The 21,287-nt window shown below is 41.4% G+C and carries 3 protein-coding genes; all 3 read right to left on the bottom strand.

From position 1 onward, the window contains the following. Nucleotides 1–48: 48 nt before the first annotated feature. The 3 genes from NMK29_RS05365 to NMK29_RS05355 are packed head-to-tail and all read right to left on the bottom strand — an operon-like array spanning nucleotide 49 to nucleotide 21,206. On the bottom strand, nucleotides 49–10,167 hold the full coding sequence (locus NMK29_RS05365; protein ID WP_254097176.1) for a gliding motility-associated C-terminal domain-containing protein: 10,119 nt from the start codon (nucleotides 10,165–10,167) through the stop codon (nucleotides 49–51). Then, the gene (locus tag NMK29_RS05360; RefSeq protein ID WP_254097174.1) at nucleotides 10,139–10,702 is read right to left on the bottom strand and encodes a DUF11 domain-containing protein; all 564 of its coding nucleotides are present in this window, start codon (nucleotides 10,700–10,702) and stop codon (nucleotides 10,139–10,141) included. The genes NMK29_RS05365 and NMK29_RS05360 overlap by 29 nt, the downstream gene beginning before the upstream one ends. After that, complete coding sequence (locus NMK29_RS05355; RefSeq protein ID WP_254097172.1) at nucleotides 10,653–21,206, bottom strand: VCBS domain-containing protein; 10,554 nt, start codon at nucleotides 21,204–21,206, stop codon at nucleotides 10,653–10,655. The genes NMK29_RS05360 and NMK29_RS05355 overlap by 50 nt, the downstream gene beginning before the upstream one ends. Nucleotides 21,207–21,287: the final 81 nt, after the last annotated feature.

The following is a 21,287-nucleotide window of genomic DNA, read 5'->3' as shown; positions in this document are numbered from 1 at the left end:
AGTACAATCTTACAATTTCCTACTATAAACATTTGCTATATATTTTCTTTACATATTGATATATAGATATCCGACTTTATTTTTTGTTTGTCCCGTATCCGTTACATATTCTAAGACATAGTAATAGGTACCTACAGGTAATTTATTATTCTGCGAAATAGTAACTCTACCATTACTTATTCCTGTAAACAACTCTACACCTGGTTGTTCATAACCATCTTCTTCAAATACCTGAACTCCCCATCTGTTATAGATTCTTAATGTATTATCTGGGAAGTTTCTTAAACCTACAATCCTAAAATTATCATTGATTCCATCTCCATTAGGAGTTATACCTGTATAGATTATGATTGGATCATCTGCAAGAATTTCAATTACCGTTTCATCTTCTGCATCTCCATCATTATCAAGATCTACATCTGTTGTATCTGTAGGATCATCAGAAAGATCAATAACATCATCTCCATTTGGATCCTGACCAGTCACTGTAGCTTGGTTTATAACTTCTCCTAAAAGAACATCCTCTGCCGTTAATACATAAGTAGCAGTAAATGTGGTCATATCTATCTCGCCAACTGCTAAATCTATTGGACCTCCAGTAACAACAATACCCTCCAATGGATCAGTAAGAACAATATTAGTAACATCAACATTACCTGTGTTCTCTACCGTAAAGGTGTACTGAATCTCATCGCCTACATTTGGAAGATCATCACCATTAACATCAACATAAAAACCTGTCTTAGTTAAAGCTAAATTAGGTAGCTGTTCTATATCCGTAATCGTCTCATCATTGGTAGGATCACCATCTCCATTATCATCAACAGTCTCATCTCCATTATCAGATATATCAATAACATCATTGTCATCAGGATCATCTCCAATTACAGTTGCACTATTGATCACTTCACCATTATTAATATCGGTCTGTGTAATCACATACTCTACTGTAGCAATACCTTCTTCACCTGGAGCTAATATTGATGGACTAACAGCAAGATTTGTACTTCCTGTAAGAATATCATCTATAAAGATATTATCAATAGTTACATCTCCTGTATTAGTAACTGTAAAAGTGTATGTAATAACATCTCCTACATTAGAACCGCTAGCTACACCTGTTTTAACTAATGTTAATTCTGGATCTTGACTTAAATCAGTCACCGTGGTATCATTAGTAGGATCTGAATCTGTACTACCATCTCCATCTGGTGTCTCAACAGTCTCATCACCAGCATCAGATACATCACTAACATCATCTGGACCTCCTAATGGACTATCTCCTGTTGCTGTAGCACTGTTCTCTATATAACCTGCATCAATATCAGCCTGAGTAATTGTTTGATTCGCCGTTACTGTTACACTAACTCCTGGTGCTAAACTAACTATTGGACTACCTACAATACTTCCTGCATCTGCATTATCATCAGTGATCTCAATATTTGTCAAAGTAACATTACCTGTATTGGTAACCACAATATCATATTCGATTACATCATTCAATACAGATCCAGCAACTCTAACTGTCTTGATAACACTTAGACTTGGTGATGGTGTAAAGGTAGTCACCGTTGTATCATTAGTAGGATCTGAATCTGTACTACCATCTCCATCTGGTGTCTCAACAGTCTCATCACCGGCATCAGATACATCACTAACATCATCTGGACCTCCTAATGGACTATCTCCTGTTGCTGTAGCACTGTTCTCTATATAACCTGCATCAATATCAGCCTGAGTAATTGTTTGATTCGCCGTTACTGTTACACTAACTCCTGGTGCTAGACTAACTATTGGGCTACCTACAATACTTCCTGCATCTGCATTATCATCAGTGATCTCAATATCTGTCAAAGTAACATTACCTGTATTGGTAACCACAATATCATATTCGATTACATCATTTAATACAGATCCTGCAACTCTAACTGTCTTGATAACACTTAGATTTGGTGATGGTGTAAAGGTAGTCACCGTTGTATCATTAGTAGGATCTGAATCTGTACTACCATCTCCATCTGGTGTCTCAACAGTCTCATCACCAGCATCGGATACATCACTAACATCATCTGGACCTCCTAATGGACTATCTCCTGTTGCTGTAGCACTGTTCTCTATATAACCTGCATCAATATCAGCCTGAGTAATTGTTTGATTCGCCGTTACTGTTACACTAACTCCTGGTGCTAAACTAACTATTGGACTACCTACAATACTTCCTGCATCTGCATTATCATCAGTGATCTCAATATTTGTCAAAGTAACATTACCTGTATTGGTAACCACAATATCATATTCGATTACATCATTCAATACAGATCCAGCAACTCTAACTGTCTTGATAACACTTAGACTTGGTGATGGTGTAAAGGTAGTCACCGTTGTATCATTAGTAGGATCTGAATCTGTACTACCATCTCCATCTGGTGTCTCAACAGTCTCATCACCGGCATCAGATACATCACTAACATCATCTGGACCTCCTAATGGACTATCTCCTGTTGCTGTAGCACTGTTCTCTATATAACCTGCATCAATATCAGCCTGAGTAATTGTTTGATTCGCCGTTACTGTTACACTAACTCCTGGTGCTAGACTAACTATTGGGCTACCTACAATACTTCCTGCATCTGCATTATCATCAGTGATCTCAATATCTGTCAAAGTAACATTACCTGTATTGGTAACCACAATATCATATTCGATTACATCATTTAATACAGATCCTGCAACTCTAACTGTCTTGATAACACTTAGATTTGGAACGTCAGGCGTAGCACTCGTCTCATCATCCTCCGTTGGAGTATCTGTATCGGGAGTACTATCTGGAGTACTATCTAAATCTGTCTGATCACTAGCCGTAACTTCTGCAAAGTTTGTGTAGTTACCTGTAGCAGTAACTACGGCTGTATAGGTCAATACTAATGGAGTCGTAGTAGTAACACTTAATCCACTCCAGCTGATCAAGCCACCTGCTTCACTTCCACTATCACTAATACTTCCTATTGTCGTATAACCATCTGGAACTGTATCCCCTACGCCAACACCCGTAGCATTGTTTGGACCTGAATTGGTCACTGTAATACTAAAAGTAACTGTATCACCAGCACTGATACTTCCACTAGTATCAGCATCCGTGGTCAATACTGCACTCTTTGCAATACTTAAATCTGCGATTGCCGCAACCGTTGGTGTAGCACTCGTCTCATCATCCTCCGTTGGAGTATCTGTATCGGGAGTACTATCTGGAGTACTATCTAAATCTGTCTGATCACTAGCCGTAACTTCTGCAAAGTTTGTGTAGTTACCTGTAGCAGTAACTACGGCTGTATAGGTCAATACTAATGGAGTCGTAGTAGTAACACTTAATCCACTCCAGCTGATCAAGCCACCTGCTTCACTTCCACTATCACTAATACTTCCTATTGTTGTATAACCATCTGGAAATGTATCCCCTACGCCAACACCCGTAGCATTGTTTGGACCTGAATTGGTCACTGTAATACTAAAAGTAACCGTATCACCAGCACTGATACTTCCACTAGTATCGGCATCTGTAGTCAATACTGCACTCTTTGCAATACTTAAATCTGCGATTGCCGCAACCGTTGGTGTAGCACTCGTCTCATCATCCTCCGTTGGAGTATCTGTATCGGGAGTACTATCTGGAGTACTATCTAAATCTGTCTGATCACTAGCCGTAACTTCTGCAAAGTTTGTGTAGTTACCTGTAGCAGTAACTACGGCTGTATAGGTCAATACTAATGGAGTCGTAGTAGTAACACTTAATCCACTCCAGCTGATCAAGCCACCTGCTTCACTTCCACTATCACTAATACTTCCTATTGTTGTATAGCCATCTGGAACTGTATCCCCTACGCCAACACCCGTAGCATTGTTTGGACCTGAATTGGTCACTGTAATACTAAAAGTAACCGTATCACCAGCACTGATACTTCCACTAGTATCAGCATCCGTGGTCAATACTGCACTCTTTGCAATACTTAAATCTGCGATTGCCGCAACCGTTGGTGTAGCACTCGTCTCATCATCCTCCGTTGGAGTATCTGTATCGGGAGTACTATCTGGAGTACTATCTAAATCTGTCTGATCACTAGCCGTAACTTCTGCAAAGTTTGTGTAGTTACCTGTAGCAGTAACTACGGCTGTATAGGTCAATACTAATGGAGTCGTAGTAGTAACACTTAATCCACTCCAGCTGATCAAGCCACCTGCTTCACTTCCACTATCACTAATACTTCCTATTGTCGTATATCCATCTGGAACTGTATCCCCTACGCCAACACCCGTAGCATTGTTTGGACCTGAATTGGTCACTGTAATACTAAAAGTAACTGTATCACCAGCACTGATACTACCACTAGTATCAGCATCCGTGGTCAATACTGCACTCTTTGCAATACTTAAATCTGCGATTGCCGCAACCGTTGGTGTAGCACTCGTCTCATCATCCTCCGTTGGAGTATCTGTATCGGGAGTACTATCTGGAGTACTATCTAAATCTGTCTGATCACTAGCGGTAACCTCTGCAAAGTTTGTGTAGTTACCTGTAGCAGTAACTACGGCTGTATAGGTCAATACTAATGGAGTCGTAGTAGTAACACTTAATCCACTCCAGCTGATCAAGCCACCTGCTTCACTTCCACTATCACTAATACTTCCTATTGTCGTATAGCCATCTGGAACTGTATCCCCTACGCCAACACCCGTAGCATTGTTTGGACCTGAATTGGTCACTGTAATACTAAAAGTAACTGTATCACCAGCACTGATACTTCCACTAGTATCAGCATCCGTGGTCAATACTGCACTCTTTGCAATACTTAAATCTGCGATTGCCGCAACCGTTGGTGTAGCACTCGTCTCATCATCCTCCGTTGGAGTATCTGTATCGGGAGTACTATCTGGAGTACTATCTAAATCTGTCTGATCACTAGCCGTAACTTCTGCAAAGTTTGTGTAGTTACCTGTAGCAGTAACTACGGCTGTATAGGTCAATACTAATGGAGTCGTAGTAGTAACACTTAATCCACTCCAGCTGATCAAGCCACCTGCTTCACTTCCACTATCACTAATACTTCCTATTGTCGTATAACCATCTGGAACTGTATCCCCTACGCCAACACCCGTAGCATTGTTTGGACCTGAATTGGTCACTGTAATACTAAAAGTAACCGTATCACCAGCACTGATACTTCCACTAGTATCGGCATCTGTAGTCAACACTGCACTCTTTGCAATACTTAAATCTGCAATTGCCGCAACCGTTGGCGTAGCACTCGTCTCATCATCCTCCGTTGGAGTATCTGTATCGGGAGTACTATCTGGAGTACTATCTAAATCTGTCTGATCACTAGCCGTAACTTCTGCAAAGTTTGTGTAGTTACCTGTAGCAGTAACTACGGCTGTATAGGTCAATACTAATGGAGTCGTAGTAGTAACACTTAATCCACTCCAGCTGATCAAGCCACCTGCTTCACTTCCACTATCACTAATACTTCCTATTGTCGTATATCCATCTGGAACTGTATCCCCTACGCCAACACCCGTAGCATTGTTTGGACCTGAATTGGTCACTGTAATACTAAAAGTAACCGTATCACCAGCACTGATACTTCCACTAGTATCAGCATCTGTAGTCAATACTGCACTCTTTGCAATACTTAAATCTGCGATTGCCGCAACCGTTGGTGTAGCACTCGTCTCATCATCCTCCGTTGGAGTATCTGTATCGGGAGTACTATCTGGAGTACTATCTAAATCTGTCTGATCACTAGCCGTAACTTCTGCAAAGTTTGTGTAGTTACCTGTAGCAGTAACTACGGCTGTATAGGTCAATACTAATGGAGTCGTAGTAGTAACACTTAATCCACTCCAGCTGATCAAGCCACCTGCTTCACTTCCACTATCACTAATACTTCCTATTGTCGTATATCCATCTGGAACTGTATCCCCTACGCCAACACCCGTAGCATTGTTTGGACCTGAATTGGTCACTGTAATACTAAAAGTAACTGTATCACCAGCACTGATACTACCACTAGTATCAGCATCCGTGATCAATACTGCACTCTTTGCAATACTTAAATCTGCGATTGCCGCAACCGTTGGTGTAGCACTCGTCTCATCATCCTCCGTTGGAGTATCTGTATCGGGAGTACTATCTGGAGTACTATCTAAATCTGTCTGATCACTAGCGGTAACCTCTGCAAAGTTTGTGTAGTTACCTGTAGCAGTAACTACGGCTGTATAGGTCAATACTAATGGAGTCGTAGTAGTAACACTTAATCCACTCCAGCTGATCAAGCCACCTGCTTCACTTCCACTATCACTAATACTTCCTATTGTCGTATAGCCATCTGGAACTGTATCCCCTACGCCAACACCCGTAGCATTGTTTGGACCTGAATTGGTCACTGTAATACTAAAAGTAACTGTATCACCAGCACTGATACTTCCACTAGTATCAGCATCCGTGGTCAATACTGCACTCTTTGCAATACTTAAATCTGCGATTGCCGCAACCGTTGGTGTAGCACTCGTCTCATCATCCTCCGTTGGAGTATCTGTATCGGGAGTACTATCTGGAGTACTATCTAAATCTGTCTGATCACTAGCCGTAACTTCTGCAAAGTTTGTGTAGTTACCTGTAGCAGTAACTACGGCTGTATAGGTCAATACTAATGGAGTCGTAGTAGTAACACTTAATCCACTCCAGCTGATCAAGCCACCTGCTTCACTTCCACTATCACTAATACTTCCTATTGTCGTATATCCATCTGGAACTGTATCCCCTACGCCAACACCCGTAGCATTGTTTGGACCTGAATTGGTCACTGTAATACTAAAAGTAACCGTATCACCAGCACTGATACTTCCACTAGTATCGGCATCTGTAGTCAACACTGCACTCTTTGCAATACTTAAATCTGCAATTGCCGCAACCGTTGGCGTAGCACTCGTCTCATCATCCTCCGTTGGAGTATCTGTATCGGGAGTACTATCTGGAGTACTATCTAAATCTGTCTGATCACTAGCCGTAACTTCTGCAAAGTTTGTGTAGTTACCTGTAGCAGTAACTACGGCTGTATAGGTCAATACTAATGGAGTCGTAGTCGTAGTAGTAACACTTAATCCACTCCAGCTGATCAAGCCACCTGCTTCACTTCCACTATCACTAATACTTCCTATTGTTGTATAGCCATCTGGAACTGTATCCCCTACGCCAACACCCGTAGCATTGTTTGGACCTGAATTGGTCACTGTAATACTAAAAGTAACTGTATCACCAGCACTGATACTTCCACTAGTATCGGCATCTGTAGTCAATACTGCACTCTTTGCAATACTTAAATCTGCGATTGCCGCAACCGTTGGTGTAGCACTCGTCTCATCATCCTCCGTTGGAGTATCTGTATCGGGAGTACTATCTGGAGTACTATCTAAATCTGTCTGATCACTAGCCGTAACTTCTGCAAAGTTTGTGTAGTTACCTGTAGCAGTAACTACGGCTGTATAGGTCAATACTAATGGAGTCGTAGTAGTAACACTTAATCCACTCCAGCTGATCAAGCCACCTGCTTCACTTCCACTATCACTAATACTTCCTATTGTCGTATATCCATCTGGAACTGTATCCCCTACGCCAACACCCGTAGCATTGTTTGGACCTGAATTGGTCACTGTAATACTAAAAGTAACTGTATCACCAGCACTGATACTACCACTAGTATCCGCATCTGTAGTCAATACTGCACTCTTTGCAATACTTAAATCTGCGATTGCCGCAACCGTTGGTGTAGCACTCGTCTCATCATCCTCCGTTGGAGTATCTGTATCGGGAGTACTATCTGGAGTACTATCTAAATCTGTCTGATCACTAGCCGTAACTTCTGCAAAGTTTGTGTAGTTACCTGTAGCAGTAACTACGGCTGTATAGGTCAATACTAATGGAGTCGTAGTAGTAACACTTAATCCACTCCAGCTGATCAAGCCACCTGCTTCACTTCCACTATCACTAATACTTCCTATTGTTGTATAACCATCTGGAAATGTATCCCCTACGCCAACACCCGTAGCATTGTTTGGACCTGAATTGGTCACTGTAATACTAAAAGTAACTGTATCACCAGCACTGATACTTCCACTAGTATCAGCATCCGTGGTCAATACTGCACTCTTTGCAATACTTAAATCTGCGATTGCCGCAACCGTTGGTGTAGCACTCGTCTCATCATCCTCCGTTGGAGTATCTGTATCGGGAGTACTATCTGGAGTACTATCTAAATCTGTCTGATCACTAGCCGTAACTTCTGCAAAGTTTGTGTAGTTACCTGTAGCAGTAACTACGGCTGTATAGGTCAATACTAATGGAGTCGTAGTAGTAACACTTAATCCACTCCAGCTGATCAAGCCACCTGCTTCACTTCCACTATCACTAATACTTCCTATTGTTGTATAACCATCTGGAACTGTATCCCCTACGCCAACACCCGTAGCATTGTTTGGACCTGAATTGGTCACTGTAATACTAAAAGTAACTGTATCACCAGCACTGATACTTCCACTAGTATCAGCATCCGTGGTCAATACTGCACTCTTTGCAATACTTAAATCTGCGATTGCCGCAACCGTTGGTGTAGCACTCGTCTCATCATCCTCCGTTGGAGTATCTGTATCGGGAGTACTATCTGGAGTACTATCTAAATCTGTCTGATCACTAGCGGTAACCTCTGCAAAGTTTGTGTAGTTACCTGTAGCAGTAACTACGGCTGTATAGGTCAATACTAATGGAGTCGTAGTAGTAACACTTAATCCACTCCAGCTGATCAAGCCACCTGCTTCACTTCCACTATCACTAATACTTCCTATTGTCGTATATCCATCTGGAACTGTATCCCCTACGCCAACACCCGTAGCATTGTTTGGACCTGAATTGGTCACTGTAATACTAAAAGTAACTGTATCACCAGCACTGATACTACCACTAGTATCAGCATCCGTGGTCAATACTGCACTCTTTGCAATACTTAAATCTGCGATTGCCGCAACCGTTGGTGTAGCACTCGTCTCATCATCCTCCGTTGGAGTATCTGTATCGGGAGTACTATCTGGAGTACTATCTAAATCTGTCTGATCACTAGCCGTAACTTCTGCAAAGTTTGTGTAGTTACCTGTAGCAGTAACTACGGCTGTATAGGTCAATACTAATGGAGTCGTAGTAGTAACACTTAATCCACTCCAGCTGATCAAGCCACCTGCTTCACTTCCACTATCACTAATACTTCCTATTGTCGTATATCCATCTGGAACTGTATCCCCTACGCCAACACCCGTAGCATTGTTTGGACCTGAATTGGTCACTGTAATACTAAAAGTAACTGTATCACCAGCACTGATACTTCCACTAGTATCAGCATCTGTAGTCAATACTGCACTCTTTGCAATACTTAAATCTGCGATTGCCGCAACCGTTGGTGTAGCACTCGTCTCATCATCCTCCGTTGGAGTATCTGTATCGGGAGTACTATCTGGAGTACTATCTAAATCTGTCTGATCACTAGCCGTAACTTCTGCAAAGTTTGTGTAGTTACCTGTAGCAGTAACTACGGCTGTATAGGTCAATACTAATGGAGTCGTAGTAGTAACACTTAATCCACTCCAGCTGATCAAGCCACCTGCTTCACTTCCACTATCACTAATACTTCCTATTGTCGTATATCCATCTGGAACTGTATCCCCTACGCCAACACCCGTAGCATTGTTTGGACCTGAATTGGTCACTGTAATACTAAAAGTAACTGTATCACCAGCACTGATACTACCACTAGTATCAGCATCCGTGGTCAATACTGCACTCTTTGCAATACTTAAATCTGCGATTGCCGCAACCGTTGGTGTAGCACTCGTCTCATCATCCTCCGTTGGAGTATCTGTATCGGGAGTACTATCTGGAGTACTATCTAAATCTGTCTGATCACTAGCCGTAACTTCTGCAAAGTTTGTGTAGTTACCTGTAGCAGTAACTACGGCTGTATAGGTCAATACTAATGGAGTCGTAGTAGTAACACTTAATCCACTCCAGCTGATCAAGCCACCTGCTTCACTTCCACTATCACTAATACTTCCTATTGTCGTATAATCCATCTGGAAATGTATCCCCTACGCCAACACCCGTAGCATTGTTTGGACCTGAATTGGTCACTGTAATACTAAAAGTAACCGTATCACCAGCACTGATACTTCCACTAGTATCAGCATCCGTGGTCAATACTGCACTCTTTGCAATACTTAAATCTGCGATTGCCGCAACCGTTGGTGTAGCACTCGTCTCATCATCCTCCGTTGGAGTATCTGTATCGGGAGTACTATCTGGAGTACTATCTAAATCTGTCTGATCACTAGCCGTAACTTCTGCAAAGTTTGTGTAGTTACCTGTAGCAGTAACTACGGCTGTATAGGTCAATACTAATGGAGTCGTAGTAGTAACACTTAATCCACTCCAGCTGATCAAGCCACCTGCTTCACTTCCACTATCACTAATACTTCCTATTGTCGTATATCCATCTGGAAATGTATCCCCTACGCCAACACCCGTAGCATTGTTTGGACCTGAATTGGTCACTGTAATACTAAAAGTAACCTGTATCACCAGCACTGATACTTCCACTAGTATCAGCATCCGTGGTCAATACTGCACTCTTTGCAATACTTAAATCTGCGATTGCCGCAACCGTTGGTGTAGCACTCGTCTCATCATCCTCCGTTGGAGTATCTGTATCGGGAGTACTATCTGGAGTACTATCTAAATCTGTCTGATCACTAGCCGTAACTTCTGCAAAGTTTGTGTAGTTACCTGTAGCAGTAACTACGGCTGTATAGGTCAATACTAATGGAGTCGTAGTAGTAACACTTAATCCACTCCAGCTGATCAAGCCACCTGCTTCACTTCCACTATCACTAATACTTCCTATTGTCGTATATCCATCTGGAACTGTATCCCCTACGCCAACACCCGTAGCATTGTTTGGACCTGAATTGGTCACTGTAATACTAAAAGTAACTGTATCACCAGCACTGATACTTCCACTAGTATCAGCATCCGTGGTCAATACTGCACTCTTTGCAATACTTAAATCTGCGATTGCCGCAACCGTTGGTGTAGCACTCGTCTCATCATCCTCCGTTGGAGTATCTGTATCGGGAGTACTATCTGGAGTACTATCTAAATCTGTCTGATCACTAGCCGTAACTTCTGCAAAGTTTGTGTAGTTACCTGTAGCAGTAACTACGGCTGTATAGGTCAATACTAATGGAGTCGTAGTAGTAACACTTAATCCACTCCAGCTGATCAAGCCACCTGCTTCACTTCCACTATCACTAATACTTCCTATTGTTGTATAACCATCTGGAAATGTATCCCCTACGCCAACACCCGTAGCATTGTTTGGACCTGAATTGGTCACTGTAATACTAAAAGTAACCGTATCACCAGCACTGATACTTCCACTAGTATCGGCATCTGTAGTCAATACTGCACTCTTTGCAATACTTAAATCTGCGATTGCCGCAACCGTTGGTGTAGCACTCGTCTCATCATCCTCCGTTGGAGTATCTGTATCGGGAGTACTATCTGGAGTACTATCTAAATCTGTCTGATCACTAGCCGTAACTTCTGCAAAGTTTGTGTAGTTACCTGTAGCAGTAACTACGGCTGTATAGGTCAATACTAATGGAGTCGTAGTAGTAACACTTAATCCACTCCAGCTGATCAAGCCACCTGCTTCACTTCCACTATCACTAATACTTCCTATTGTTGTATAGCCATCTGGAACTGTATCCCCTACGCCAACACCCGTAGCATTGTTTGGACCTGAATTGGTCACTGTAATACTAAAAGTAACCGTATCACCAGCACTGATACTTCCACTAGTATCAGCATCCGTGGTCAATACTGCACTCTTTGCAATACTTAAATCTGCGATTGCCGCAACCGTTGGTGTAGCACTCGTCTCATCATCCTCCGTTGGAGTATCTGTATCGGGAGTACTATCTGGAGTACTATCTAAATCTGTCTGATCACTAGCCGTAACTTCTGCAAAGTTTGTGTAGTTACCTGTAGCAGTAACTACGGCTGTATAGGTCAATACTAATGGAGTCGTAGTAGTAACACTTAATCCACTCCAGCTGATCAAGCCACCTGCTTCACTTCCACTATCACTAATACTTCCTATTGTCGTATATCCATCTGGAACTGTATCCCCTACGCCAACACCCGTAGCATTGTTTGGACCTGAATTGGTCACTGTAATACTAAAAGTAACTGTATCACCAGCACTGATACTACCACTAGTATCAGCATCCGTGGTCAATACTGCACTCTTTGCAATACTTAAATCTGCGATTGCCGCAACCGTTGGTGTAGCACTCGTCTCATCATCCTCCGTTGGAGTATCTGTATCGGGAGTACTATCTGGAGTACTATCTAAATCTGTCTGATCACTAGCGGTAACCTCTGCAAAGTTTGTGTAGTTACCTGTAGCAGTAACTACGGCTGTATAGGTCAATACTAATGGAGTCGTAGTAGTAACACTTAATCCACTCCAGCTGATCAAGCCACCTGCTTCACTTCCACTATCACTAATACTTCCTATTGTCGTATAGCCATCTGGAACTGTATCCCCTACGCCAACACCCGTAGCATTGTTTGGACCTGAATTGGTCACTGTAATACTAAAAGTAACTGTATCACCAGCACTGATACTTCCACTAGTATCAGCATCCGTGGTCAATACTGCACTCTTTGCAATACTTAAATCTGCGATTGCCGCAACCGTTGGTGTAGCACTCGTCTCATCATCCTCCGTTGGAGTATCTGTATCGGGAGTACTATCTGGAGTACTATCTAAATCTGTCTGATCACTAGCCGTAACTTCTGCAAAGTTTGTGTAGTTACCTGTAGCAGTAACTACGGCTGTATAGGTCAATACTAATGGAGTCGTAGTAGTAACACTTAATCCACTCCAGCTGATCAAGCCACCTGCTTCACTTCCACTATCACTAATACTTCCTATTGTCGTATATCCATCTGGAACTGTATCCCCTACGCCAACACCCGTAGCATTGTTTGGACCTGAATTGGTCACTGTAATACTAAAAGTAACCGTATCACCAGCACTGATACTTCCACTAGTATCGGCATCTGTAGTCAACACTGCACTCTTTGCAATACTTAAATCTGCAATTGCCGCAACCGTTGGCGTAGCACTCGTCTCATCATCCTCCGTTGGAGTATCTGTATCGGGAGTACTATCTGGAGTACTATCTAAATCTGTCTGATCACTAGCCGTAACTTCTGCAAAGTTTGTGTAGTTACCTGTAGCAGTAACTACGGCTGTATAGGTCAATACTAATGGAGTCGTAGTAGTAACACTTAATCCACTCCAGCTGATCAAGCCACCTGCTTCACTTCCACTATCACTAATACTTCCTATTGTCGTATATCCATCTGGAACTGTATCCCCTACGCCAACACCCGTAGCATTGTTTGGACCTGAATTGGTCACTGTAATACTAAAAGTAACCGTATCACCAGCACTGATACTTCCACTAGTATCAGCATCTGTAGTCAATACTGCACTCTTTGCAATACTTAAATCTGCGATTGCCGCAACCGTTGGTGTAGCACTCGTCTCATCATCCTCCGTTGGAGTATCTGTATCGGGAGTACTATCTGGAGTACTATCTAAATCTGTCTGATCACTAGCCGTAACTTCTGCAAAGTTTGTGTAGTTACCTGTAGCAGTAACTACGGCTGTATAGGTCAATACTAATGGAGTCGTAGTAGTAACACTTAATCCACTCCAGCTGATCAAGCCACCTGCTTCACTTCCACTATCACTAATACTTCCTATTGTCGTATATCCATCTGGAAATGTATCCCCTACGCCAACACCCGTAGCATTGTTTGGACCTGAATTGGTCACTGTAATACTAAAAGTAACTGTATCACCAGCACTGATACTACCACTAGTATCAGCATCCGTGGTCAATACTGCACTCTTTGCAATACTTAAATCTGCGATTGCCGCAACCGTTGGTGTAGCACTCGTCTCATCATCCTCCGTTGGAGTATCTGTATCGGGAGTACTATCTGGAGTACTATCTAAATCTGTCTGATCACTAGCCGTAACTTCTGCAAAGTTTGTGTAGTTACCTGTAGCAGTAACTACGGCTGTATAGGTCAATACTAATGGAGTCGTAGTAGTAACACTTAATCCACTCCAGCTGATCAAGCCACCTGCTTCACTTCCACTATCACTAATACTTCCTATTGTCGTATATCCATCTGGAAATGTATCCCCTACGCCAACACCCGTAGCATTGTTTGGACCTGAATTGGTCACTGTAATACTAAAAGTAACTGTATCACCAGCACTGATACTACCACTAGTATCAGCATCCGTGGTCAATACTGCACTCTTTGCAATACTTAAATCTGCGATTGCCGCAACCGTTGGTGTAGCACTCGTCTCATCATCCTCCGTTGGAGTATCTGTATCGGGAGTACTATCTGGAGTACTATCTAAATCTGTCTGATCACTAGCGGTAACCTCTGCAAAGTTTGTGTAGTTACCTGTAGCAGTAACTACGGCTGTATAGGTCAATACTAATGGAGTCGTAGTAGTAACACTTAATCCACTCCAGCTGATCAAGCCACCTGCTTCACTTCCACTATCACTAATACTTCCTATTGTCGTATATCCATCTGGAACTGTATCCCCTACGCCAACACCCGTAGCATTGTTTGGACCTGAATTGGTCACTGTAATACTAAAAGTAACTGTATCACCAGCACTGATACTTCCACTAGTATCAGCATCCGTGGTCAATACTGCACTCTTTGCAATACTTAAATCTGCGATTGCCGCAACCGTTGGTGTAGCACTCGTCTCATCATCCTCCGTTGGAGTATCTGTATCGGGAGTACTATCTGGAGTACTATCTAAATCTGTCTGATCACTAGCCGTAACTTCTGCAAAGTTTGTGTAGTTACCTGTAGCAGTAACTACGGCTGTATAGGTCAATACTAATGGAGTCGTAGTAGTAACACTTAATCCACTCCAGCTGATCAAGCCACCTGCTTCACTTCCACTATCACTAATACTTCCTATTGTCGTATAACCATCTGGAACTGTATCCCCTACGCCAACACCCGTAGCATTGTTTGGACCTGAATTGGTCACTGTAATACTAAAAGTAACTGTATCACCAGCACTGATACTACCACTAGTATCAGCATCCGTGGTCAATACTGCACTCTTTGCAATACTTAAATCTGCGATTGCCGCAACCGTTGGTGTAGCACTCGTCTCATCATCCTCCGTTGGAGTATCTGTATCGGGAGTACTATCTGGAGTACTATCTAAATCTGTCTGATCACTAGCCGTAACTTCTGCAAAGTTTGTGTAGTTACCTGTAGCAGTAACTACGGCTGTATAGGTCAATACTAATGGAGTCGTAGTAGTAACACTTAATCCACTCCAGCTGATCAAGCCACCTGCTTCACTTCCACTATCACTAATACTTCCTATTGTCGTATAACCATCTGGAACTGTATCCCCTACGCCAACACCCGTAGCATTGTTTGGACCTGAATTGGTCACTGTAATACTAAAAGTAACTGTATCACCAGCACTGATACTTCCACTAGTATCGGCATCTGTAGTCAATACTGCACTCTTTGCAATACTTAAATCTGCGATTGCCGCAACCGTTGGTGTAGCACTCGTCTCATCATCCTCCGTTGGAGTATCTGTATCGGGAGTACTATCTGGAGTACTATCTAAATCTGTCTGATCACTAGCCGTAACTTCTGCAAAGTTTGTGTAGTTACCTGTAGCAGTAACTACGGCTGTATAGGTCAATACTAATGGAGTCGTAGTAGTAACACTTAATCCACTCCAGCTGATCAAGCCACCTGCTTCACTTCCACTATCACTAATACTTCCTATTGTCGTATATCCATCTGGAACTGTATCCCCTACGCCAACACCCGTAGCATTGTTTGGACCTGAATTGGTCACTGTAATACTAAAAGTAACTGTATCACCAGCACTGATACTTCCACTAGTATCAGCATCCGTGGTCAATACTGCACTCTTTGCAATACTTAAATCTGCGATTGCCGCAACCGTTGGTGTAGCACTCGTCTCATCATCCTCCGTTGGAGTATCTGTATCGGGAGTACTATCTGGAGTACTATCTAAATCTGTCTGATCACTAGCCGTAACCTCTGCAAAGTTTGTGTAGTTACCTGTAGCAGTAACTACGGCTGTATAGGTCAATACTAATGGAGTCGTAGTAGTAACACTTAATCCACTCCAGCTGATCAAGCCACCTGCTTCACTTCCACTATCACTAATACTTCCTATTGTTGTATAGCCATCTGGAACTGTATCCCCTACGCCAACACCCGTAGCATTGTTTGGACCTGAATTGGTCACTGTAATACTAAAAGTAACTGTATCACCAGCACTGATACTTCCACTAGTATCAGCATCCGTGGTCAATACTGCACTCTTTGCAATACTTAAATCTGCGATTGCCGCAACCGTTGGTGTAGCACTCGTCTCATCATCCTCCGTTGGAGTATCTGTATCGGGAGTACTATCTGGAGTACTATCTAAATCTGTCTGATCACTAGCCGTAACTTCTGCAAAGTTTGTGTAGTTACCTGTAGCAGTAACTACGGCTGTATAGGTCAATACTAATGGAGTCGTAGTAGTAACACTTAATCCACTCCAGCTGATCAAGCCACCTGCTTCACTTCCACTATCACTAATACTTCCTATTGTCGTATATCCATCTGGAAATGTATCCCCTACGCCAACACCCGTAGCATTGTTTGGACCTGAATTGGTCACTGTAATACTAAAAGTAACTGTATCACCAGCACTGATACTTCCACTAGTATCAGCATCCGTGGTCAATACTGCACTCTTTGCAATACTTAAATCTGCGATTGCCGCAACCGTTGGTGTAGCACTCGTCTCATCATCCTCCGTTGGAGTATCTGTATCGGGAGTACTATCTGGAGTACTATCTAAATCTGTCTGATCACTAGCCGTAACTTCTGCAAAGTTTGTGTAGTTACCTGTAGCAGTAACTACGGCTGTATAGGTCAATACTAATGGAGTCGTAGTAGTAACACTTAATCCACTCCAGCTGATCAAGCCACCTGCTTCACTTCCACTATCACTAATACTTCCTATTGTCGTATATCCATCTGGAAATGTATCCCCTACGCCAACACCCGTAGCATTGTTTGGACCTGAATTGGTCACTGTAATACTAAAAGTAACTGTATCACCAGCACTGATACTTCCACTAGTATCAGCATCCGTGGTCAATACTGCACTCTTTGCAATACTTAAATCTGCGATTGCCGCAACCGTTGGTGTAGCACTCGTCTCATCATCCTCCGTTGGAGTATCTGTATCGGGAGTACTATCTGGAGTACTATCTAAATCTGTCTGATCACTAGCGGTAACCTCTGCAAAGTTTGTGTAGTTACCTGTAGCAGTAACTACGGCTGTATAGGTCAATACTAATGGAGTCGTAGTAGTAACACTTAATCCACTCCAGCTGATCAAGCCACCTGCTTCACTTCCACTATCACTAATACTTCCTATTGTCGTATATCCATCTGGAACTGTATCCCCTACGCCAACACCCGTAGCATTGTTTGGACCTGAATTGGTCACTGTAATACTAAAAGTAACCGTATCACCAGCACTGATACTTCCACTAGTATCGGCATCTGTAGTCAATACAACTCCTTTGGTAAGTGACAAGTCACTGGTTGGATTTACTGTTAACGTTGCACTATTTTGTTCATTAATACATACATTAGTAGGATGCGTGACAATCACGTTATATGTATTCCCATCTAAAGCTGTTGTTGGATTTGTGATTGTTAAGGTAGCTCCATTGAATCCACTATATACACCACCATCCGTAGTTCCATTAATATTTACTCCGTTTCTTTGCCATTGGTATACAATAGTACCTGATACATCCGTAGCGGGAGGCACTGTATAATTTGGCGTACCACTAGAGAATGTAGTAGTCGATTGAGCGGTAGCAACAACACTAAAAGTAGCAGTCTCTCCTGCATTTACGGTTTCGTTTGCAGGTGGAGTACCCACTGTTAATTGCGTAGCTACATATTCATTTCCTGTAATTCCATCATAACCTCCAGTACCACCAGTTACTAGACCATTTCCATCAAAACCAGTACCATCTAATACTCCATCTGCTGGAGTTGTATCAACTCCACCTGATTCTATGACATCATCACAACCATCATTATCACTATCCAAGTCCTGTCCATTAGGATCGCCATCTCCATCAACATCCATATTACAAGAAGGCGTTAATTCTAAATTAAATTGAAAACTACCTACAAAACCTAAATTAGTATATCTAATTTCTAGTTCATCTCCTTTAGTAACATTAAAACTAAAAGAATCATTTGGAGAATCCGTAGCACCACAACAAAAAGAAGCAAAAACTTCTCTGGTTCCATTAATAAAAAGTTCGAATACATCGTCAACACTAAATCCAGTGCTTCCAAAAGTTAATACTCCATCTATATCTGCTTCACGTTTAAATATTGTTTGATAATAAGGTTGGAAACCCACATCATCAACATTTGTACCCACATAACTTGAAGGTACTAAACCTGTACTCGTATTTGTATCAAAAACACCTGATGAAGTTTCAGCATAAGACCCTGACTCCGTAAAACTTAAAGAATTTCCACCTAAAAAAGCCTCTCCAACAAAAGTAGGTGTACCTACAGATCCATTAAGTGTACTATTCTGATTACTGTTGCCAAAAGTAGAACCTACAATTGCAAAATGCCCACTATAATATTCAGTGTCCCAATACCCTACTCCAAAACTACCATCTTCTACCCCATCAGGATTACCAATAAGTACTTGACTTACATAGCATTCATTTTCATCCAATATACCGTCATTATCATCATCTAAATCAGTCCAATCTGGTTCTCCATCCATATCAGTATCTACAGCGGACCCATTAATTGTTATTATAAGATTAGCATTATCTGTGCTTGATAAAGCATCCTCTAATATATATGGAATCGTGTCTGTAAGAGTTTGCCCTACCAGCAAATTAGCCACTGCAGGGTTTGTGGTATCTACTGTATACGTATATGTTCCATCTGGATTAACAGTAATAAATCCATAGGTGGTAGCCACGGTTGTTACTCCAACAACAGGAGTTCCATTAATAGTTATCACCGTTACCCCATTATCTCCTTGCCAAAAAATATCCGAAATACCTGCTATTTGTCCACCAGGATCAGCTGCAGTTGCATCTGGACCGTAATTGTATGATAATACTAATTGATTAATCGGCCCATCAAACGCCACATTAATATTACCCGTAGCATCAGAAGGTACAGCAGAACCTGTTCCATAATAAGTATCTCCACCAGCATCTACAATTCCGCCAGTTATAGTATTAGTAAAAGTTACAGGGACACCATCCAAAAACCCTTGAATCGTCATTTGATCCTGCCAAGCTGTTCCCTGTGAATAATCAATATCTACTACTAAAAAACCAAGGTTAAAAACTTCTTGATCAAAATCAACTGTGATAGAAGTATCAGCATTTGGATTTGTGGCTGGATCTATATTAAACAATAAATATCCTGTATGTCCTCCATTAGTAGCTGTATTTTGAGACACCAGATTACTAACGGTCCCTATATTATCAGGATCCGCTTCGGTAAAATCTAATGTTATTCCATCTATAGTTCTTGATAAACCATTCACTTCTTGTCCATTTGTAAATTGACTTTCCCAAACTAACATAGATAATGGCCTATCCAATAAATCTTGTCCATTAACTCCATCACCTTCTATAAGATTACTAGTTACGGTATTCGTAACTCCTACAGTTACGCTATTAAAATCATCTACTGCTACTGGTGGATCATCCACTCCGTTAATAGTTATTGATAAAATACCATAATCAAAATTTCCGTCAAGATCTTCTACCGTATATGCAACGATATCATCTAAACTAGTTCCGTTTATTAGTCCAGCCACTGCCGGATTCGTTGTATCTACCGTATATGAATAGGATCCATTTGACTGAATGGTAAATGTCCCATATAAAGTATTGTAACTCATACCCACTTCAGAAGGAAATACATTTACCTCAGATACTGATAACATCTCTCCAGGTGTATTATCTACATCATTTGTGAGTACGTTTCCTGTTACTGGTGTAACCGCATTCGCAGCGATACTATTATTATCATCAACAGCTTCTGGTAATCTTGTTATGTTAATAATAGTCTGAGATGAGGAGGAACCTCCTGTTGAATCATTTAAGGTAATATCTATCGTTCTTGTTCCTTCGGTATATGGATCTGTTAAATCTCCATAAAACATAATCCCTATAAAATCTTCAAAAACACTATTCGGAATAGGATCATTGGTAGTTTCTGTAATGGTGAAGGTAGTTCCCGTTCGGGATACCTGTAAAATAATACCTCCCCCTCTATCATAAGTGAACGTATTAGGAGGGTTTGCTAAAAAATATAAATCAAAACCAGCTCCATTATTTATCGCTAATAACTCACTTGCATCTACAGTTCCACTAACGGTTATCGTAGCACTAGATAAAGTACCTGTATCAGAAGTAATCGCCACATTTCCTCTAGAAATAGCAAAAACATTACCTGTTGTTGGTTCTAAATCATATTCGTAATTGTTACCGACTGTAAACTCATCTAAATCTAAAGTAGGAGGATCTGATGGTGATCTCGATGAAAATGATTTACTTGAAAAAACCGGTAACGATTCTGTCTTAAAACCTACTTTTGATCTTCTTAGCAATAAATCATTACCTTTCAAGCTGCTTTCTTGATCCTGTGGATAAAAATTCTGATATGCTTCGACTTTTGTGATTGACGGTTTTTTCTGAGCAAAAAGATCCTTAGGATTGATAAAACATACTAGATACAATACAAATAAAAAGAATTTGAGTTTCCTGAATTTTTCAAATCCCGATTTAAACTTTGTATTATATTTATTTAAAAAGATTAATCGATTAGTGATAGTTTTATTATTTACTTTTTGCATCAGTACACCTTAGATTTTAATATTTTTCTTAAAAACAATTTCTATTAATAGTAAATACAAACAGTTGTTTATTCTTTACTA

This window comes from Aquimarina sp. Aq107 (assembly GCF_943733665.1).
GTDB lineage: Bacteria > Bacteroidota > Bacteroidia > Flavobacteriales > Flavobacteriaceae > Aquimarina.
Note: the sequence above shows the minus strand (reverse complement) of the source record. Positions and strands in the feature narration are given on the sequence as shown.

Excerpts from the sequence above, each read along its gene's own strand:
- NMK29_RS05360 (WP_254097174.1), bottom strand. The coding sequence starts at position 10,702 with ATGCTGATACTAGTGGAAGTATCAGTGCTGGTGATACAGGTTACTTTT.
- NMK29_RS05365 (WP_254097176.1), bottom strand. The coding sequence starts at position 10,167 with ATGGATTATACGACAATAGGAAGTATTAGTGATAGTGGAAGTGAAGCA.
- NMK29_RS05355 (WP_254097172.1), bottom strand. The coding sequence starts at position 21,206 with ATGCAAAAAGTAAATAATAAAACTATCACTAATCGATTAATCTTTTTA.